The sequence below is a fragment of the Erwinia typographi genome, from assembly GCF_000773975.1.
Lineage (GTDB): Bacteria > Pseudomonadota > Gammaproteobacteria > Enterobacterales > Enterobacteriaceae > Erwinia > Erwinia typographi.
This window is the reverse complement of the sequence record NZ_JRUQ01000069.1, coordinates 1-17,597: the sequence shown is the minus strand read 5'-3', so window position 1 is coordinate 17,597 and position 17,597 is coordinate 1. Positions and strand designations below refer to the sequence as shown.

Here is a 17,597-nt window from a genome sequence, read left to right as displayed (position 1 = left end):
TGCCTATGGACGTTTCTGACCTGCTAGACAGCTTGAATGACAAACAACGCGAGGCCGTTGCCGCGCCGCGCAGCAATTTGCTGGTGCTGGCAGGGGCTGGCAGCGGTAAAACCCGCGTGCTGGTGCATCGCATTGCCTGGCTGATGGCGGTTGAAAATTGCTCTCCTTACTCGATCATGGCGGTGACCTTCACCAACAAAGCCGCGGCGGAAATGCGTCACCGCATCGAGCAGTTGATCGGCACCAGCCAGGGCGGCATGTGGATCGGTACGTTCCACGGCCTCGCGCATCGCCTGCTGCGGGCGCACCATCTTGATGCCAATCTGCCGCAGGACTTTCAAATTCTGGACAGTGAAGATCAGCTGCGGCTGCTGAAGCGCCTGATTAAAGCGATGAATCTGGATGACAAGCAGTGGCCCGCCCGTCAGGCGATGTGGTACATCAACGGCAAGAAAGACGAAGGGCTGAGGCCAGGGAATATCGAGAGCTACGGCAACCCGGTTGAGCAAACCTGGCTGCGTATCTATCAGGCGTATCAGGAAGCGTGCGATCGCGCAGGCCTGGTCGATTTCGCCGAGCTGCTGCTGCGCGCGCACGAGCTGTGGCTTAACAAACCGCATATCCTCAATCACTATCGCGAGCGTTTTACCAACGTGCTGGTGGACGAGTTCCAGGATACCAACAACATTCAGTATGCCTGGATTCGTATGCTGGCCGGGGATACCGGCAAGGTGATCATCGTGGGCGATGACGACCAGTCTATTTACGGCTGGCGCGGCGCCCAGGTTGAGAATATCCAGCGCTTCCTCACCGATTTCAAAGGCGCTGAGACTATTCGCCTTGAGCAGAATTACCGCTCCACCAATAACATACTGAAAGCGGCCAATACCCTGATAGCCAATAACAATGGCCGTCTGGGCAAAGAGCTGTGGACGGACGGCAGCGACGGCGAACCGATCTCGATTTACTGCGCGTTCAACGAGCTGGATGAAGCGCGCTTTGTGGTCAATCGCATCAAAGTGTGGATGGAAGGCGGCGGCGCGCTAAAAGACTGCGCCATACTTTACCGCAGTAACGCCCAGTCTCGCGTGCTGGAAGAGGCGCTGCTGCAAACCAGCATGCCTTACCGTATTTATGGCGGCCAGCGCTTCTTTGAGCGTCAGGAAATCAAGGACGCGCTGGCTTATCTGCGGATGATAGCCAACCGCAACGATGACGCTGCGTTTGAGCGCGTGGTGAACACGCCGACCCGTGGTATCGGCGACCGCACGCTGGATGTGGTGCGGCAAACGGCGCGCGAACGTCAGCTGACGTTATGGCAGAGCACCCGCGTTTTGCTTCAGGAAAAAGCGCTGGCAGGGCGTGCCGCTGCCGCATTGCAGCGTTTCACCGAGCTGGTGGATGCTCTGGCGCAGGAAACCAGCGAGTTGCCGCTGCATGTGCAGACCGATCGGGTGATCAAAGATTCAGGCCTGTGGCTGATGTACGACCAGGAGAAGGGCGAGAAGGGTCAGGCCCGTATTGAGAACCTTGAAGAGCTGGTAAACGCCACTCGCCAGTACAGCTATCAGGACGAAGACGAAGATCTGCTGCCGCTACAGGCTTTCCTGTCTCACGCCGCGCTGGAAGCAGGCGAGGGGCAGGCGGATAAGTGGCAGGACGCGGTGCAGCTGATGACCATGCATGCCGCCAAAGGCCTGGAGTTTATTCAGGTCTTTATCGTCGGGATGGAAGAGGGCATGTTCCCCAGCCAGATGTCCCTGGACGAAGGCGGCAGGCTGGAAGAAGAGCGCCGTCTGGCCTACGTTGGCGTAACGCGAGCAATGCAGAAGCTGACGCTTACCTATGCTGAAACCCGCCGCCTGTATGGTAAAGAGGTCAGCCACCGTCCTTCCCGCTTTATCGGCGAGCTGCCGGTGGAGTGCGTAGAAGAAGTTCGCCTGCGGGCCAGCGTCAGCCGCCCGGTTAATCATCAGCGGATGGGCACGCCGCTGGCGCAGAACGACAGCGGTTTTGCTCTCGGGCAGCGGGTTCGTCATGCCAAATTTGGCGAAGGCACTATCGTTAATCTCGAAGGCAGCGGTGAGCACAGCCGACTTCAGGTGGCGTTTCAGGGCCAGGGCATCAAGTGGCTGGTGGCCGCTTATGTGAAGCTGGAAACGGTGTGATTTGTCATGCGGAGGCCGGTGCGGCCTCCGGCTACATCAACCAGGAAAGCGCTCGCCGGGTTTAGCCGTCGCGTACCAGGCCATCACTTCTTTCGTCCCTTCACCGCCCTCCGGAGGCGCCCACTGCTGGCAATCCTCTTCCGTTAAGGCCTGATAGGGACCGTGCTTCACTTCAAAAATCACACCGCCTTCATCGAGCGACAGCACCGCGTGCCAGGTGAAAGCGGGCATCTCCTGCACCAGCACCTCATCGCCGAGCAGCGTTCGCTGCGTGACTTTACCGCTCTCGTCAAACTGAAGTACCACAAAGCGTCCCTTTAACGGCGTGAGCAATTCCCACGTTTGCGGATGGCGATGAGGACGGATATAGGTTCCCGGCTCCATGGCAATGGCAAGGCGCTGTACCGGGTCGCTAAGTTCTTCATGTAACGTGCGGTGCGAGCGTAGCCGAACGGCGTTTGCTGCCTGCTCACTCATGCTGCGGAGGTCCGAACGGGCGATCTGTTTCATGCTGGTCCTTATTCTCAGGGGGTTGCTGTTGACGCCATTTTCAGCACAGCGTAACATGCGCGCACCATTACCCTAAGAGGACATTCGCCTTGGACACACCCAGTACATACTGGCTCATTGACCTGCAAAGCAGGTACAACTCCTAAGGCTATCCTCCTTTGCCGATAGCCTTCGTGGTTGTTGGCGACCTCATTATGCCGTCGCTTTGAGTCAGGTTTTGTTGCTGACTGAAACTTCTGTTTCCCGTGTGCAAGCGCTTCGTCCCATTTTGTGACTGTGAATTGGGAGTACAGCAATGCTGAGCGCATTTAAACTGGCTGACAGCCGCTTAACCCGCCTTGAGCTGGAAGAACCGGACGATGAGCTGACCAGCTCGGTGTGGGTTGATCTGATTGAGCCGATCGATACCGAGCGCGAGCGCGTCCAGACCGAGCTGGGTCAGAGCCTGGCCACCCGTCCTGAGCTGGAAGATATCGAGGCCTCGGCCCGTTTCTTTGAAGACGAAGACGGTCTGCATATCCACTCCTTTTTCTTTTATGAAGATGCGGACGATCACGCCGGTAACTCCACGGTGGCCTTCACTATCCGCGAAGGACGGCTTTATACCCTGCGCGAGCGTGAGCTGCCCGCGTTTCGCCTTTACCGTATGCGCGCGCGCAACCAGATCCTGATTGATGGCAACGCCTATGAGCTGCTGCTGGACCTGTTCGAAACCAAGATTGAACAGCTGGCGGACGAGATTGAAAACATTTACAGCGATCTGGAAAAGCTCAGCCGCGTGATCATGGAAGGTCAGCAGGGCGATGAGTTTGACGGCGCATTGTCGACGCTGGCGGAGCTGGAAGATATTGGCTGGAAAGTACGTCTGTGCCTGATGGATACCCAGCGCGCGCTGAATTTCCTGGTGCGCAAAACGCGCCTGCCGGGCAACCAGCTGGAGCAGGCGCGTGAAATCCTGCGCGATATCGAATCTCTGCTGCCGCATAACGAATCGCTGTTCCAGAAGGTTAACTTCCTGATGCAGGCGGCGATGGGGTTTATCAACATTGAGCAGAACCGCATCATCAAGATCTTCTCGGTGGTTTCCGTGGTGTTCCTGCCACCAACGCTGGTGGCTTCCAGCTACGGGATGAACTTTGAGTTTATGCCTGAGCTGAAATGGAGCTTTGGCTACCCGGGCGCTATTGCGCTAATGATCCTGGCCGGGCTGGCGCCTTACGCCTACTTTAAACGTAAAAACTGGCTGTAACTCTCTCCTCAAAAAATGAACCCCGCATTAACGGGGTTTTTTTATGCCAGAATATCAGGCCAGGCTGGGTCGTCTGCTGCGTTTCAGCATCCAGACCGCATCAAGAATAAACAGCGCCAGCGCCACCCAGATAAAGCTAAAGGTAACGGCTTTATCCGGCGTCATCTGCTCACCATAGAAAACGACCGCCAGCAGGAACATCAGCGTCGGTCCAAGATACTGGAAAAAGCCTACGGTGGAGAGCCGCAGGCGGCTACAGGCTGCCGTAAACAGCATCAGCGGAATGGTGGTGACGATTCCGGCGGCAACCAGCAGCAGGTTCAGCGACAAAGGATTTTGGCTGAGGTGACTGGTGCTGCTGTCGGCTATGCCAAACAGATAAATGGCGGCCACCGGCAGCAGCCAGCTGGTTTCGATCAGCATCCCGGTTTGCGCATCCACGCCAATCTTTTTACGTATCAGTCCGTAAAAAGAGAAGGTGATGGCCAGGCTCAGGGCAATGATCGGCACGGAGCCAAACTTCCACAGTTGGATCAGCACACCACAGGCCGCCAGCGCCACCGCCAGCCACTGTAGCCGACGAAAACGCTCCTTCAAAAACACCATGCCGACAAGGACGTTAAGCAACGGATTAATAAAGTAGCCCAGGCTGGCCTCGAGCATATGCTGATTATTCACCGCCCAGATAAATGTCAGCCAGTTAGCACAGATCACCGTCGCAGATACCGCCAGCAGCAGGACTTTTTTCGGCTGCTGTAACGTCTGCCGCACTTTTCCCCAGTTGCGGCTGATGCTCACCAGTAACAGCATAAAAAAGAATGACCAGATAACCCGGTGCGTCATGATTTCATCTGGCGCAACCTGTTGGATAAGCTTGAAATAGGCCGGGGCGATGCCCCAGATAAAATAGGCGCCGAGGGCAAAAAAAATCCCTTGTCGTGTTTGCTGCGCGTCCATGTAAGTGGGCTCCAACGGATCGATTAAGTCAGGAGGGGTAAGTCAACGTCGTCGCGACGCATAAACTAGCCCGTCAGATAGGTGGCGGTGGCGCTGGCGATATAAACGCCCGCGTCATTATGCAGCTCGACACGCGCTACGGAGACCTTATTGCCTCCCCGCAGCAGGCTGCTGGTGGCGATAAAGCGCTCTCCGCGTCCGGGACGAAGATAATCCACACGCAGGTCGATGGTGCCCATGCGGGACAGCCGCTGCCGAAGCTCTTCTTCCGTGATGCTCTGCTGGCGAGTCAGCGCGCTGGTCACACAGACCAGGCCAGCCGCCACGTCCAGCACCGAGGCAATTACACCGCCATGTAAAATTTTTTGAGCGGCATTGCCTACCAGTTGAGTCTGATTGGCAAAGCTCAGCTCGGCGTAATCCGCTTCCAAACGCTCAAGCTGTAGATCAAGCGCGCGGTTAAACGGCATATCATACACAAAAATTTCACCGATCAGGCGGCGCGCGGCGTCCTGACTGAGAGGGACAGCAGACATTTTTGGATAATCCTTTACGAAAACACAGCAAATTACTTTAGCAGATGAGCGATTTAGTTTGTTTCATATCGCGTCAGAATGAGGAAAAAATCCTGGTCGGCGCTGTACACTTCCCGCACCGTACAGCCTGCTGCTGACAATAAACTATCCAGAGCTTAACGATTTTCAGACATTGCGACAGGGCTGAAATTCTCCAGGATTTTCCTGGCGAATCGCTTTACTAAATCAGCGCTAATCCCGGCCACTATTTCTGTGTAGAATGGCGTGCTTTCACCCATTATCCCGTTTTTTTCTCTGGAGTACATTATGTCGATGCTGAGAGGATTGCTGGCCGCAGCCTTCCTGTTTCCTGGGTTAGTGATGGCACAGGAAGCCACGGTGACCGAGGTCCATGACCAGCCTGCCGTCAATGGCAGTATCATTGCTAACCTGTTGGAAAAGCATGACAACCCTTTCGTTCTCTACCCTTACGAAAGCAACTATGTTCTGTATACCGATACCAGCAACATCAATAAAGAAGCGATCCAGAGCTATAACTGGGCTGACAGCGCCAAACACGATGAGGTGAAATTCCAGCTGAGCCTGGCCTTTCCTCTGTGGCGCGGCATTTTGGGTGACAACTCGGTGCTTGCAGCCTCTTATACTCAGGGATCCTGGTGGCAGCTCTCTAACCGTGGCGGTTCCTCGCCGTTTCGTGAAACGGACTATCAGCCTCAGATCTTCCTGGGATGGGCGACAGACTACACCTTTGCAGGCTGGACGCTGCGCGATGTGGAAACCGGGCTTAATCACCAGTCAAACGGCCGTTCTGAGCCGACCTCCCGTAGCTGGAACCGCGTCTATGCACGTCTGATGGCGCAAAACGGCAACTGGATGGTGGAAGCAAAACCCTGGTACCGTATTCCAGAAAGTGAAAATAATGATGATAACCCGGATATCACTAAGTACATGGGGTATTATCGCCTGACGGTCGGCTATCAGTGGGGCGACAGTATTTTCAGCGTGAAGAGTAACTATAACTGGAACAGCGGTTATGGCGGCGCGGAAATGGGCTGGAGCTACCCGATCAGCGAGCACGTTCGCTTCTATACTCAGGTGTTCAGCGGCTACGGCGAATCCCTGATTGACTATAACCACCGCCAGACGCGCGTGGGTGTAGGCGTGATGCTGAACGACCTGTTTTAATGTTTTTCGGGTGAGCGGCGATGGCCGTCTCACCCCTCATCAGATGTGGGGAATACGTGTCTACGGCTGCAGTAATCAATCAGGAAGCGCTGGCGGAACAGGTACTGCAAGAGACCTTCGGCTATCAGCACTTTCGCCCAGGACAGCAATCCATCATTCAGGCTTCGCTGAAAGGGCGTGACTGCCTGGTCGTGATGCCCACCGGCGGCGGCAAGTCGCTCTGCTATCAAATTCCCGCGCTGGTCAGAGAAGGCCTGACGCTGGTGGTCTCTCCGCTGATCTCGCTGATGAAAGACCAGGTGGATCAGCTGCTGGCGAACGGTGTCTCTGCTGCCTGCCTGAATTCCACTCAGACCCGTGAAGAGCAGCAGGATGTGATGGCGGGCTGTCGGACTGGCCGGGTCAGGCTGCTGTATATCGCGCCTGAACGTCTGATGATGGATAACTTCCTCGATAGCCTGCTGCACTGGAATCCGGCGATGCTGGCCGTCGACGAAGCGCACTGTATCTCCCAGTGGGGGCACGACTTCCGTCCTGAGTATGGCGCGCTGGGCCAGCTACGTCAGCGCCTGCCTGATGTGCCGGTGATGGCGCTGACGGCAACGGCCGATGAAACGACGCGTAATGATATTGCCCGGCTGTTGCAGCTGAACGATCCGCTCATCCAGATCAGCAGCTTTGACCGGCCGAATATCCGCTACACGCTGGTGGAAAAATTCAAGCCGACTGATCAGCTGATTCGCTACGTGCAGGATCAGCGGGGCAAATGCGGCATTATTTACTGCAACAGTCGGGCGAAGGTGGAAGACACCGCCGCCCGGTTGAAAAGCCGTGGGCTGAGCGTGGGGGCCTATCACGCCGGGATGGATAACGCCCATCGGGCGCAGGTTCAGGAAGCCTTTCAGCGTGACGACCTGCAGATTGTGGTAGCTACGGTCGCGTTTGGCATGGGCATTAACAAGCCCAACGTCCGCTTTGTCGTGCACTTTGATATCCCACGCAATATCGAGTCCTATTATCAGGAAACCGGTCGCGCCGGGCGAGACGGCCTGCCTGCGGAAGCGCTAATGCTTTACGATCCGGCGGATATGGCCTGGCTGCGCCGCTGCCTGGATGAAAAGGCGCCAGGCCCGTTACAGGATATTGAACGGCATAAGCTCAACGCGATGGGTGCCTTTGCCGAAGCGCAAACCTGCCGCCGTCTGGTGCTGCTGAACTACTTCGGCGAAGGGCGTCAGCAGCCTTGCGATAACTGCGATATCTGTCTGGACCCGCCGCGTCGTTACGATGGGGTAGTGGAAGCGCAGAAAGCGCTCTCCGGGATCTATCGCGTCGGGCAACGCTTTGGGATGGGCTACGTTGTCGAAGTCCTGAGAGGGGCGAATAATCAGCGAATCCGCGATATGCAGCACGACAAATTGCCCATCTACGGTATTGGCAAAGATCAGAGCCATGAGCACTGGGTCAGCGTGCTTCGCCAGCTGATCCATCTGGGGCTGGTCACGCAAAACATTGCGATGCACTCCGCTCTACAGCTGACGGAGGCCGCACGGCCCGTTTTGCGCGGGGAAGCGCCGCTGATGCTGGCGGTACCGAGGCTGGTCAGCGTGAAGCCGCGCAGCAGCAGTCAGAAATCCTTTGGCGGCAATTACGATCGCAAGCTGTTTGCCAAGCTGCGGAAGCTGCGTAAAGCGATCGCCGATGAAGAAAATATCCCGCCTTACGTTGTGTTTAACGATGCTACGCTGATCGAGATGGCCGAGCAGATGCCGATTACCGCCTCGGAAATGCTCAGCGTGAATGGCGTAGGACAGAGAAAGCTGGAGCGGTTTGGCAAGCCGTTTCTGGTGATGATTAAAGAACACGTTGACGGCGACGAGTAGCGTGGTTCGCAGGGGTTTTTTACTAAAGGAACGATACAAATGCTGATGTTGTTTATGACGATCGCGCTGGTTCACTTTATTGCGCTGATGAGCCCTGGCCCGGACTTCTTTTTTGTTTCGCAAACGGCGGCCAGCCGCTCTCGTAAAGAAGCGATGCTCGGCGTGCTGGGGATCACCCTTGGAATTGTGGTCTGGGCTGGCGTGGCGCTGATGGGGCTAAACCTGATCCTGCAAAAAATGGCCTGGCTGCACCAGATCATTATGGTTTGCGGCGGGCTGTACCTGCTGTGGATGGGCGTTCAGATGCTGCGCTCCGCTCGCCAGCAGCACCAGCAAAAGGTTCAGCCGGAGGCCGCGCCGGTCGTGCTACCGAAGAAGGGCCGCAGCTTCCTGAAAGGCTTTCTGACTAACCTGTCCAATCCGAAAGCCGTTATCTACTTCGGCAGCGTGTTCTCCCTGTTTGTCGGGGACGATGTTGGTGCAGGCGAGCGCTGGGGGCTATTTCTGCTGATTATCGGCGAAACCTTTGTCTGGTTTACCCTGGTTGCCAGTATTTTTGCGCTGCCGGTGTTTCGCCAGGGCTACCAGCGCCTGGCAAAATGGATTGATGGCTTTGCTGGCGTGCTGTTTGCCGGTTTCGGCATCCATCTGATCCTGTCGCGCTGAGGCTCAACGGGCCGGGCTGAGTTGCCTGGCCTGCTCTTTCTTCCTCAGGCAATCCGCCTTGCCGAGGCCAGCAAAGCGCCTACGGCGATAAACATCCCGCCGAACGTTCTGTTCAGCAGCTTCATCTGCTTTGGCCCTTTAATCCAGCCCGCAATGCGCGTGGCTAACGTGGCGTAGCCAATCATTACGATGATATCGACTACCACCGTCGTCACGCCCAGCACCAGATACTGAACGGCCTGCGGCTGGTGTGGAAGGATGAACTGGGGAAACAGCGCGGCCAGGAAGACAATACTCTTTGGATTGGTCAGATTAACCAGCACCGCGCGCTTAAAAAGCTTCCTGCGCGGCATGGCTTTCGCCACTGCATGCAGGTCGATACCGCCCCCCGAGCGCCACTGTTGAATTCCCAGCCAGACCAGATAGCCCGCGCCCGCCCATTTCAGAATCTCGAAGGCCAGAACCGATTGGGAGAACAGCGCCCCAAGACCAATACCGACCAGCATGATGTGCAGTGAAAGCCCGACCTGGAGACCCGAGATGGAAGCCACCGCCCCGCGATAACCGTGGCTGATGCCGGTGCTCATGGTATTGATCGCCCCAGATCCTGGGGAGAGGCTTAAGATGCTGGTGGTTAAAAGATAGGCCAGCCACCATTCGATGGTCATGGGTAACGCTCCCTGATAGCGCAGAAGTATGACACAATACGTCATTGTTTACGGTTGCGCTACGGGATGACCTCAGGTCTTTCTGAGCGGTTACAGGGGGAGAGGGCAGAAGCCGATGACGAGTCATAACAACGGCTGGCCAACGCGTGAAAAATCGTTTGCTGCTTTTGCTACCGGTCCGCTGCTGAGTTTCTGGCAGACCCGGGAAGAAGGGGAGTTTATCGGCGTGGGTCAGGTGCCGATCCGCTACGTCCGCTTCATCTCGGCGCAACACGATAAGGTTATTCTGCTCTGCCCGGGTCGCATTGAAAGCTACGTAAAGTACCCGGAGTTGGCCTACGATCTGTTCCACTGCGGCTACGACGTAGTGATCATCGATCATCGCGGGCAGGGCCGTTCGGGCAGGCTGCTACAGGACTCCCACCGGGGGCACGTCGAAGCGTTCGAACACTACGTTGACGACCTGGAAGCGCTCTACCAGAAGGAGATAGCCAGCCGTGACTATCGTCATCGCTATGCGCTGGCGCACTCTATGGGCGGGGCAATCCTTACGCTAATGCTGGTCCGGCAGCCGAAAGCCTTCGATGCCGTGGTGCTGGCCTCGCCGATGTTTGGCATCTTTTTACCCATGCCCTTATGGATGGCTAACCGCATTCTTGAGTGGGCAGAAAAACGGCCCGCGCTGCGCGATGGCTATGCGCTGGGCACCGGCAAGTGGCGCGCCCGACCGTTCGGCATCAACGAGCTGACCCACAGCCGCGAGCGTTACCGGCGCAACCTGCGTTTTTACGCCGACGATCCGGGCCTGCGGGTGGGGGGACCCACTTACCATTGGGTACGTGAAGGGGTGCTTGCCGGGCAGGGTATTCTCGGCAAGGCAAAAGATATTTCCACACCGCTGCTGCTGCTGCAGGCCGGTGCGGACAAGGTGGTGGATAACCGGGCACAGAATTTATTCTGCAAAGCCATGACCGCCGCGGGGCAGCCCTGTGAAGGGGGAAAACCGTGGGTTATCGACGGCGCGCGTCATGAGATCTTATTTGAAAAAGACAGTATGCGTGCCGAAGCGCTGGAAGCCATCGTGGCGTTTTTTTCCAGACATCCATAAATTTTGCACGACTCAGAGATGATTCCGTCTCGGGCCAGCCTGGCTGCCCGATAACAGACTAACCAGAGGTTATATGTACCCTATTGTTGCTTCCGATCTTGATGGCACGCTGCTGTCACCGGACCACCGTTTATCTCCTTTCACGCGCGAAACGCTACAGCTGCTGACCGGCAAAGGCGTGAATTTTATTTTCGCCACCGGCCGCCACTACATTGACGTAGCCCAGATGCGTGACAGCCTGGGGATTGATGCATTTATGATCACCTCGAACGGTGCCCGCGTGCATAACACGGCAGGCGAGCTGGTGTTCAGCCATAACCTGGATGAGGATATTGCCCAGGAGCTGTTCGCCCTGCATCACGATCATCAGGACATTTTCACTAACGTTTACCGTGATGAAGAGTGGTTCCTCAACCGTCACCGTCCAGAGGAGATGGATTTCTTCCGCGAGTCTGACTTCAATTACCAGATTTATGAGCCGGGATCGCTGGCAACGGACGGCATCAGCAAGGTGTTCTTTACCTGCGGCAAACCTGAACTGCTGATCCCGCTAGAAGAGGCGCTGGTCGCGCGCTGGGGCGATCGGGTTAACGTCAGCTTCTCCCTGCCAACCTGCCTCGAAGTGATGGCTGGCGGCGTTTCTAAAGGTCATGCGCTGGATGCCGTTTCCCAGTCGCTGGGCTTTGGGCTGAAGGACTGCATTTCGTTTGGTGACGGGATGAACGATAAAGAGATGCTGAGCATGGCCGGGAAAGGTTGCATCATGAGCAATTCTCACCAGCGCCTGAAAGACCTGCTGCCCGAGCTGGAAGTGATTGGCAGCAATGCAGATAACGCTGTCCCTCACTATTTGCGCAAGCTGTATAACGTCTGATTTGATCTACGCCGGTTGCGCCCCTGACGACTCAGGGGCGCAGGTGGATCAGTGATGCAGGAAGTGCACGGCTTTGTCCGGGAAGTCGGTAAATAAGCCGTCGACTCCGGCCTGGTAATACAACACCTGGTAGAGCCGATCGACATTATCAACCCAGTCAGGCAATTGATCCGCGCGAACCGTGTAGGGGTGAACTACCAGACCGTTCTGGTGCGCCGCTTTTACCATATCTGTCAGGCGAATGTGCTCTTTAGTTGACCCTTCAGCCACCAGCATATGGTAGTCCGGACCGATGCCGTCAACGTATTGTGACAGGGTTTTCATGGCCTCTGGTTTGAACATCCAGTCATAGCTGTAGTTTACCCATTTGCCGTTTTTCTGCTCCTGGGTTTCATCCCATTTGGTCTCGGCGATCAGCTGCACCATTTTCAGGTTCATTCCGCGCTGAGGCTCCAGCTCCGTTTTGATCCGCTTCACTTCGTTGTAGTCGAAGCATTGCAAATAAACATTGTCGCTTTTACTGGTGTAACCGTACTGCTTAAGTACATCAAGCACTTTCGCTGAGATATCCTTTCCTTCCCGGCGGTGGAACCACGGTGCCTTGATTTCAGTATAAATGCCGATGTTTTTACCGGTGGAGTGGTTCAGGCCCTGAATAAATTCAATTTCTTCAGCGAAGGTATGAATGCGAAAATCGGATTTGCCCATTGGAAAGCGGCCCGGGAAGGTCTGGGTTTTCGCGCCATTCTTCACGGTAAAGCCTTCGGTGAATTTCAGCCCCTTGATCTCGGCGAGGGTAAAATCGATCGCGTAATAACGCCCATCCTTACGCGCCCTTTCGGGGTAACGATCGGCGACGTTCGTTACGCGATCGAGATAGTGATCGTGTAGCACCACCAGCCGATCGTCTTTGGTCATCACCAGGTCCTGCTCAAGAAAATCAGCGCCCTGGGCATAGGCCATCGCTTTTGCCTCCAGAGTATGCTCTGGCAGATAGCCGCTTGCCCCACGGTGAGCAATGACAATCTTCTCTTCTCCAGCCGCTAGCGTGCACAGTGAACATGCAAGTATCAGGGTTCCTGCCAGTATTTTAAGCATGGTGTTTCTCCGCCAGCAGCCGCTTGTGCTTATTTTCACTCATCATGGTGAGTATCAACAGAAGCACGGCCAGCACGCAGCCGCCAATCATAATGATGAAGCCGCCATCCCAGCCAAAATAATCCACGGTGTAGCCGACGATAGCGCTGGCCGCTACTGAACCGCCGAGATAGCCAAACAGCCCGGTGAAGCCTGCCGCCGTTCCCGCCGCTTTTTTCGGCGCCAGTTCTAAAGCATGCAGGCCAATCAGCATGACCGGGCCGTAAATCAGAAAGCCAATCACGATCATACAGGCCATATCGACGGTGGGGTTGCCAGCGGGGTTCATCCAGTAGATCACCGTCGCTATGGTCACCAGTATCATAAAGAACACGCCTGTCGCCCCACGATTGCCACGGAAAACCTTGTCGGACATCCAGCCGCACAGCAGCGTGCCGGGAATGCCGGCGTATTCGTAAAGGAAATAGGCCCAGGAAGACTTATCCAGCGCGAAGTGCTTCACTTCCTTCAGGTAGGTTGGCGACCAGTCGAGGATGCCGTAGCGCAGCAGGTAGACAAAAACGTTCGCCAGCGCGATATACCACAGCAATTTGTTGGGCAGGACGTATTGCATAAAGATCTGCTTAGCCGACAGTTCCTCTTCATGCTTCTCGTCATAGTCCGGCGGATAATCATTCTTATACTCTTCGATGGGCGGCAGGCCGCAGGATTGCGGGGTATCACGCATCAGCGCAAAGGCGATTATCGCCACCACAATAGCGCCGATGGCCGGCATATAAAGCGCCGCTTTCCAGTCGTTAAACCAGGCCATGCCCAGCAGGAAAAGCAGAGGAGGAATGCCGCCGCCTACGTTATGAGCGCAGTTCCATACCGACACCACGCTGCCTCGCTCTTTCTGTGACCACCAGTGAACCATCGTGCGCCCGCAGGGAGGCCAGCCCATGCCCTGGAACCAGCCGCAGAGGAATAACAGTACGAACATCACCATGATGCTCGAGGTGGCCCACGGGACAAATCCCATCAGCAGCATGACGGCGGCGGCCAGAATCAATCCGGCAGGAAGAAAGACACGGGGATTCGAACGATCTGAGAATGACCCCATAATGAATTTAGAAAAGCCGTAGGCGATGGAGATCCCCGACAGCGCAAACCCTAAATCACCGCGCGAGAACCCTTGCTCAATCAGGTAGGGCATCGCCAGGGTAAAATTCTTTCTGACCAGGTAGTAGGCGGCGTAACCGAAGAAAATCCCCAGAAATATTTGCCAGCGCAGCTTACGGTAGAGGGGATCTACCTGGCTGTCCGCAACGCGAGGCTGATGAGGTGCAGGTTTGAAAATACTTAACATTAATGTGCCTCCAATGGCGTGGGTCATTCTCGGTTTGCGCAAAGAGTAGAGGGTAACCGCCGAAGAGACTGTGAGGGTTAACTCAAATATTACATTTTTATGACAGCTGTGTGGTCGTTAATCAACCACATGTAAACCAAATACTTTCCTGTAACTCATATCGTTTCGCTACACTAGGCGCACTTTTCGCGGCAGAGTAATCCATTGTGACGTTACTGATTGTCACCACAATCCTGTGGGCCTTTTCTTTTAGTCTGATCGGCGAGTATCTGGCCGGGCAGGTAGACAGCGTATTTTCCGTTCTGATCCGGCTGGTGCTGGCTGCCGTGGTTTTCCTGCCGTTTCTGCGCTGGCGCGGCTACCGGGCCTCTACGGTGCTGATGTATATGGCCGTGGGTGCCCTCCAACTGGGCGTGATGTACCTGATTAGCTTCCAGGCCTATCTTTACCTCAGCGTGTCCGAATTTCTGCTGTTTACGGTCATGACGCCGCTTTACGTCACGCTCATCTACGATCTGCTGAAAGGACGTGGGGTACGCTGGGGCTATGCGCTGAGCGCCTTGCTGGCCGTCGGTGGGGCAGCGATCATCCGCTATGATAAGGTCAGCGATCATTTCTGGTTTGGTCTGCTGCTGGTGCAGCTAGCCAATATCATCTTTGCCATTGGCATGGTGGGGTATAAAAGACTGCAGGAAATCAGACCCGTCCCGCAGCATACGGCTTTCTCCTGGTTCTACCTTGGCGCGGTGCTTATCGCCGCCATCGCCTGGTTCCTGTGGGGGAACCCGCAGAAGCTGCCGGTTACTTCACTTCAGTGGGGGATCCTGGTCTGGCTGGGCGTTGTTGCTTCAGGGCTGGGTTATTTCATGTGGAACTACGGCGCCACTCAGGTTGATGCTGGTACGCTGGGGATCATGAACAATATGCACGTTCCTGCCGGGCTGCTGGTTAATCTGGCTATCTGGCAGCAGCAACCGCACTGGCCAAGCTTTATCATAGGCGCGGCGGTTATTTTCGCTTCCCTGCTGGTGCACCGTTACTGGATTATAAAAGCCAGATAAAATAGTGTTTCTACGAAACATTGAGACGTGTCATTACGTCCCAATGTTCGTCATTCATATTTATTTAGACCACGAGCTAAGATAGTTGATTAATTTATTAACATGACTTTCAATAATGCCACCAACGCGCTGACCAACGTCTGTGCCCAGGTTGTTGGCATCATCCTTTGTGTAGCCTAAATCAATTACCGTACTGACTTTATTAAAAATGCCTGTAAAAAAATCCCCAATGCTGGCGGCAATATTATCCTGCAGTTTACCCGCGCCGCTCACCGCACTGACTTCAGTAAGTTTTAACTCTCGCATTATATTCACCTTATTCCATGGTTAGTCTATTACTCTTGGAGTAACACTCCGAAATTGAGGTTATTATTTTTAATTGATTCTGTCAAATAATATATTAAATTTGTTTTTTAATAATGAGTGTAAATAGTAAAATATTTATTTATAGTGTGAATTGCTATTAATTAAGGGCAGCGATTACTGCCCGTGAAAATTACGATTTTTTTGCAGCAGGGCGGACTTTCATGGTCAGCCCCTTCAGGAAATTGCGCAGGATCTGATCGCCGCACTCACGGTAATTCTTATGGCCGGGCTTGCGGAAGATCGCGCCGATTTCAGACTGTCCAACGGCAAAATCAGCCAGTTTCAGGATCTCGAGAATGTCGGTAGTTTTCAGATCGAACGCAACGCGCAGTTTCTTCATGATGATGTTATTGGTCATCTTGCGCTCGATGGATGGCTCAGGCGCATCTTCACTTTTGCCACGGCGTTGGAAAATCAGCCCATTCAGGAAGTAGCCCATAATCACGTCAGGGCAGGCACGAAAACCGGCCTCATCGTCCTTCTTCAGGAAGCTGTTGACTTCCGCTTCGGTGACTTCAGTGTTTGCCAGCGCCAGAATGGCCGCCACCTGCGCATCATTGAGTTGAAGCATATAGCGCACGCTGCGCAGCACGTCGTTATTGGTCATATAAATCTCATCAGGAATCAAAGTCTGTTGAGCGCATTATAGAGACAAATGGCCTTTGATACAGGAAAACCCGCCAGCAGGCCTGGCTGGCGGGAAAATCAGGAGTGGCTCAGCGGGTAAGGGAGCGTCGCCCCAGGTTGGGAAGCATCTCTGACCAGCGGCAGATGATCGCAGGCATGTTGACGAGCGGAGCGGATAAACGCTTCGATCACCGGCTGGCGCTGTTCACCGTCGCGCACGGCGGCATACAGCCTGCTCCAGAGGCCATCACCCAGGGTTTTTGTCACCACCAGCCCCTGATGTTCAAAGCTTTCCACCACCCAATGCGGCAGGGCAGCAATCCCCATTCCGGCAGAAACCATCTGGATCAGCAGAAGCGTATTATCCACGCTTTTCAGCGTAGGGCTGACCCCGGCGGGCTGGAGAAAATGGCGCCAGACATCCAGGCGCTGCCGCTGTACCGGATAAATCATCAGCACTTCATCCGCCAGATCCTCAGGAGAAATGCGCCCGGTCTGCGCCAGCGGATGATCCGGAGCCAGCACCAGCCTGACTTCAAAATCAAACATCGGTGAATAGAAAAGCCCGCTGCGCGGCAAGATATCAGACGTCAGGACCAGATCCAGCTCACCCTGCTGTAACGCCGGCTGGGGATCGAAAGTCACCCCAGATTTGAAATCCATTACCACCTGCGGCCAGCTCTGGCGGAAGTTATTCAGCGCTGGCGTCAGCCACTGAATACAGCTGTGGCACTCAATGGCGATGCGCAGCGTGGTCTGATGAGGCTCGTGGCAGGCCTGAAGCGCCTGTTGGATCTGCGGCAGCACCTGCTCGGCCAACTGTAACAGGATCTCGCCCTGAGGCGTAAAGCGCAGCGGCTGGCTTTTACGCACGAACAATCGAAACCCCAGACGCTGTTCAAGATCGCTGAACTGATGAGATAACGCCGACTGCGTTTGATGTAGCTGGGCCGCAGCCGCAGCCAGCGATCCGGTGGTCCGCAGCGCTTGCAGCGTCCGCAGGTGTTTGAGTTCGATCATGAGAGTCCTTCACATCGACAGTGAACAATTTGCGCTTGTGATTACTACAGTACCTGCGGATTATAGATGTGTAAACATCTGGACGTCTAAAAGCCTGATTGCCACGACAACGGGCCACACTGAGGAAAGAACTGATGACCATTCTAAACCACACGCTTGGATTCCCCCGCGTCGGCCTGCGTCGTGAACTGAAAAAGGCGCAGGAGAGCTATTGGGCTGGCAACAGCTCGCAGGAAGAGTTACTGGCGGTTGGTCGCGAGCTGCGTGCCCGCC

General features: G+C 55.2%; 19 protein-coding genes. 10 read left to right on the top strand and 9 right to left on the bottom strand.

Going from position 1 to position 17,597, the window contains the following annotated elements; translation table 11 throughout:
* Window positions 1-5 precede the first annotated feature (5 nt).
* A complete protein-coding gene (gene uvrD, locus NG99_RS22630) occupies window positions 6-2,168 on the top strand; it encodes a DNA helicase II (protein WP_034898101.1) in 2,163 nt (720 codons plus the stop codon).
* A 36-nt stretch (window positions 2,169-2,204) separates the two neighbouring features.
* Here uvrD and NG99_RS22625 read toward each other — a convergent pair whose 3' ends face one another.
* Entirely contained in the window at window positions 2,205-2,678 is a 474-nt protein-coding gene (locus tag NG99_RS22625) for a WbuC family cupin fold metalloprotein (protein ID WP_034898099.1), read from the bottom strand.
* A gap of 89 nt (window positions 2,679-2,767) precedes the next feature.
* Here NG99_RS22625 and ysgD point away from each other — a divergent pair, with 89 nt between their 5' ends.
* Both ysgD and corA read left to right on the top strand, forming a co-directional pair.
* Window positions 2,768-2,824 carry a YsgD/CorL family protein gene (ysgD, locus tag NG99_RS30415; RefSeq protein WP_371732180.1) on the top strand — a complete coding sequence of 19 codons (57 nt, stop codon included), beginning with the start codon at window positions 2,768-2,770 and terminating at the stop codon, window positions 2,822-2,824.
* Window positions 2,825-2,973: 149 nt separating this feature from the next.
* On the top strand, window positions 2,974-3,927 hold the full coding sequence (gene corA, locus NG99_RS22620; RefSeq protein ID WP_034898097.1) for a magnesium/cobalt transporter CorA: 954 nt from the start codon (window positions 2,974-2,976) through the stop codon (window positions 3,925-3,927).
* Between the two features lie 54 nt (window positions 3,928-3,981).
* Here the strand turns inward: corA and rarD are convergent, their stop codons facing one another.
* Both rarD and NG99_RS22610 read right to left on the bottom strand, forming a co-directional pair.
* Window positions 3,982-4,884: an EamA family transporter RarD gene (gene rarD, locus NG99_RS22615; RefSeq protein ID WP_034898095.1), complete on the bottom strand. Its 903-nt coding sequence runs from the start codon at window positions 4,882-4,884 to the stop codon at window positions 3,982-3,984.
* Between the two features lie 65 nt (window positions 4,885-4,949).
* Window positions 4,950-5,420, bottom strand: a complete 471-nt coding sequence (locus NG99_RS22610; RefSeq protein ID WP_034898093.1) for a thioesterase family protein — start codon at window positions 5,418-5,420, stop codon at window positions 4,950-4,952.
* A 306-nt stretch (window positions 5,421-5,726) separates the two neighbouring features.
* On the opposite strand from NG99_RS22610, the gene pldA reads away from it, so the two are divergent.
* From pldA to rhtC, 3 genes are read left to right on the top strand one after another with little or no spacing between them, the layout of a single operon-like run.
* Window positions 5,727-6,605, top strand: a complete 879-nt coding sequence (gene pldA / locus NG99_RS22605) for a phospholipase A (RefSeq protein WP_034898091.1) — start codon at window positions 5,727-5,729, stop codon at window positions 6,603-6,605.
* Between the two features lie 56 nt (window positions 6,606-6,661).
* Window positions 6,662-8,488, top strand: a complete 1,827-nt coding sequence (gene recQ, locus NG99_RS22600) for an ATP-dependent DNA helicase RecQ (RefSeq protein WP_034898089.1) — start codon at window positions 6,662-6,664, stop codon at window positions 8,486-8,488.
* Window positions 8,489-8,527: 39 nt separating this feature from the next.
* Complete coding sequence (gene rhtC / locus NG99_RS22595) at window positions 8,528-9,154, top strand: threonine export protein RhtC (RefSeq protein WP_034898087.1); 627 nt, start codon at window positions 8,528-8,530, stop codon at window positions 9,152-9,154.
* A gap of 44 nt (window positions 9,155-9,198) precedes the next feature.
* Here rhtC and rhtB read toward each other — a convergent pair whose 3' ends face one another.
* Entirely contained in the window at window positions 9,199-9,822 is a 624-nt protein-coding gene (gene rhtB, locus NG99_RS22590) for a homoserine/homoserine lactone efflux protein (RefSeq protein WP_034898086.1), read from the bottom strand.
* A gap of 115 nt (window positions 9,823-9,937) precedes the next feature.
* Between rhtB and pldB the strand changes: the two genes are divergently transcribed.
* Together pldB and yigL are read left to right on the top strand one after the other, a co-directional pair.
* Entirely contained in the window at window positions 9,938-10,930 is a 993-nt protein-coding gene (gene pldB / locus NG99_RS22585) for a lysophospholipase L2 (protein WP_034898084.1), read from the top strand.
* Between the two features lie 73 nt (window positions 10,931-11,003).
* On the top strand, window positions 11,004-11,804 hold the full coding sequence (yigL, locus tag NG99_RS22580) for a sugar/pyridoxal phosphate phosphatase YigL (RefSeq protein ID WP_034898082.1): 801 nt from the start codon (window positions 11,004-11,006) through the stop codon (window positions 11,802-11,804).
* A 48-nt stretch (window positions 11,805-11,852) separates the two neighbouring features.
* On the opposite strand, the gene glpQ is transcribed toward yigL, so the two are convergent.
* Together glpQ and glpT are read right to left on the bottom strand one after the other, a co-directional pair.
* Window positions 11,853-12,902, bottom strand: a complete 1,050-nt coding sequence (glpQ, locus tag NG99_RS22575) for a glycerophosphodiester phosphodiesterase (RefSeq protein ID WP_034898080.1) — start codon at window positions 12,900-12,902, stop codon at window positions 11,853-11,855.
* Complete coding sequence (gene glpT / locus NG99_RS22570; RefSeq protein ID WP_034898079.1) at window positions 12,895-14,250, bottom strand: glycerol-3-phosphate transporter; 1,356 nt, start codon at window positions 14,248-14,250, stop codon at window positions 12,895-12,897. Before glpT ends, glpQ begins: the two co-directional genes overlap by 8 nt.
* A 206-nt stretch (window positions 14,251-14,456) precedes the next feature.
* Between glpT and NG99_RS22565 the strand changes: the two genes are divergently transcribed.
* Window positions 14,457-15,311, top strand: a complete 855-nt coding sequence (locus NG99_RS22565; RefSeq protein ID WP_034898077.1) for a carboxylate/amino acid/amine transporter — start codon at window positions 14,457-14,459, stop codon at window positions 15,309-15,311.
* Between the two features lie 60 nt (window positions 15,312-15,371).
* On the opposite strand, the gene NG99_RS22560 is transcribed toward NG99_RS22565, so the two are convergent.
* The 3 genes from NG99_RS22560 to metR form a co-directional block, all read right to left on the bottom strand.
* Window positions 15,372-15,617, bottom strand: a complete 246-nt coding sequence (locus NG99_RS22560) for a hypothetical protein (RefSeq protein WP_034898076.1) — start codon at window positions 15,615-15,617, stop codon at window positions 15,372-15,374.
* 190 nt (window positions 15,618-15,807) lie between these two features.
* Window positions 15,808-16,284, bottom strand: coding sequence for a YehS family protein (locus tag NG99_RS22555; RefSeq protein ID WP_034898074.1), 477 nt, complete (start codon window positions 16,282-16,284; stop codon window positions 15,808-15,810).
* A gap of 98 nt (window positions 16,285-16,382) precedes the next feature.
* Entirely contained in the window at window positions 16,383-17,324 is a 942-nt protein-coding gene (gene metR, locus NG99_RS22550) for an HTH-type transcriptional regulator MetR (protein ID WP_034898072.1), read from the bottom strand.
* 134 nt (window positions 17,325-17,458) lie between these two features.
* Here metR and NG99_RS28520 point away from each other — a divergent pair.
* On the top strand, window positions 17,459-17,597 hold a 139-nt coding region (locus NG99_RS28520; RefSeq protein WP_157032686.1), incomplete at its 3' end, for a hypothetical protein.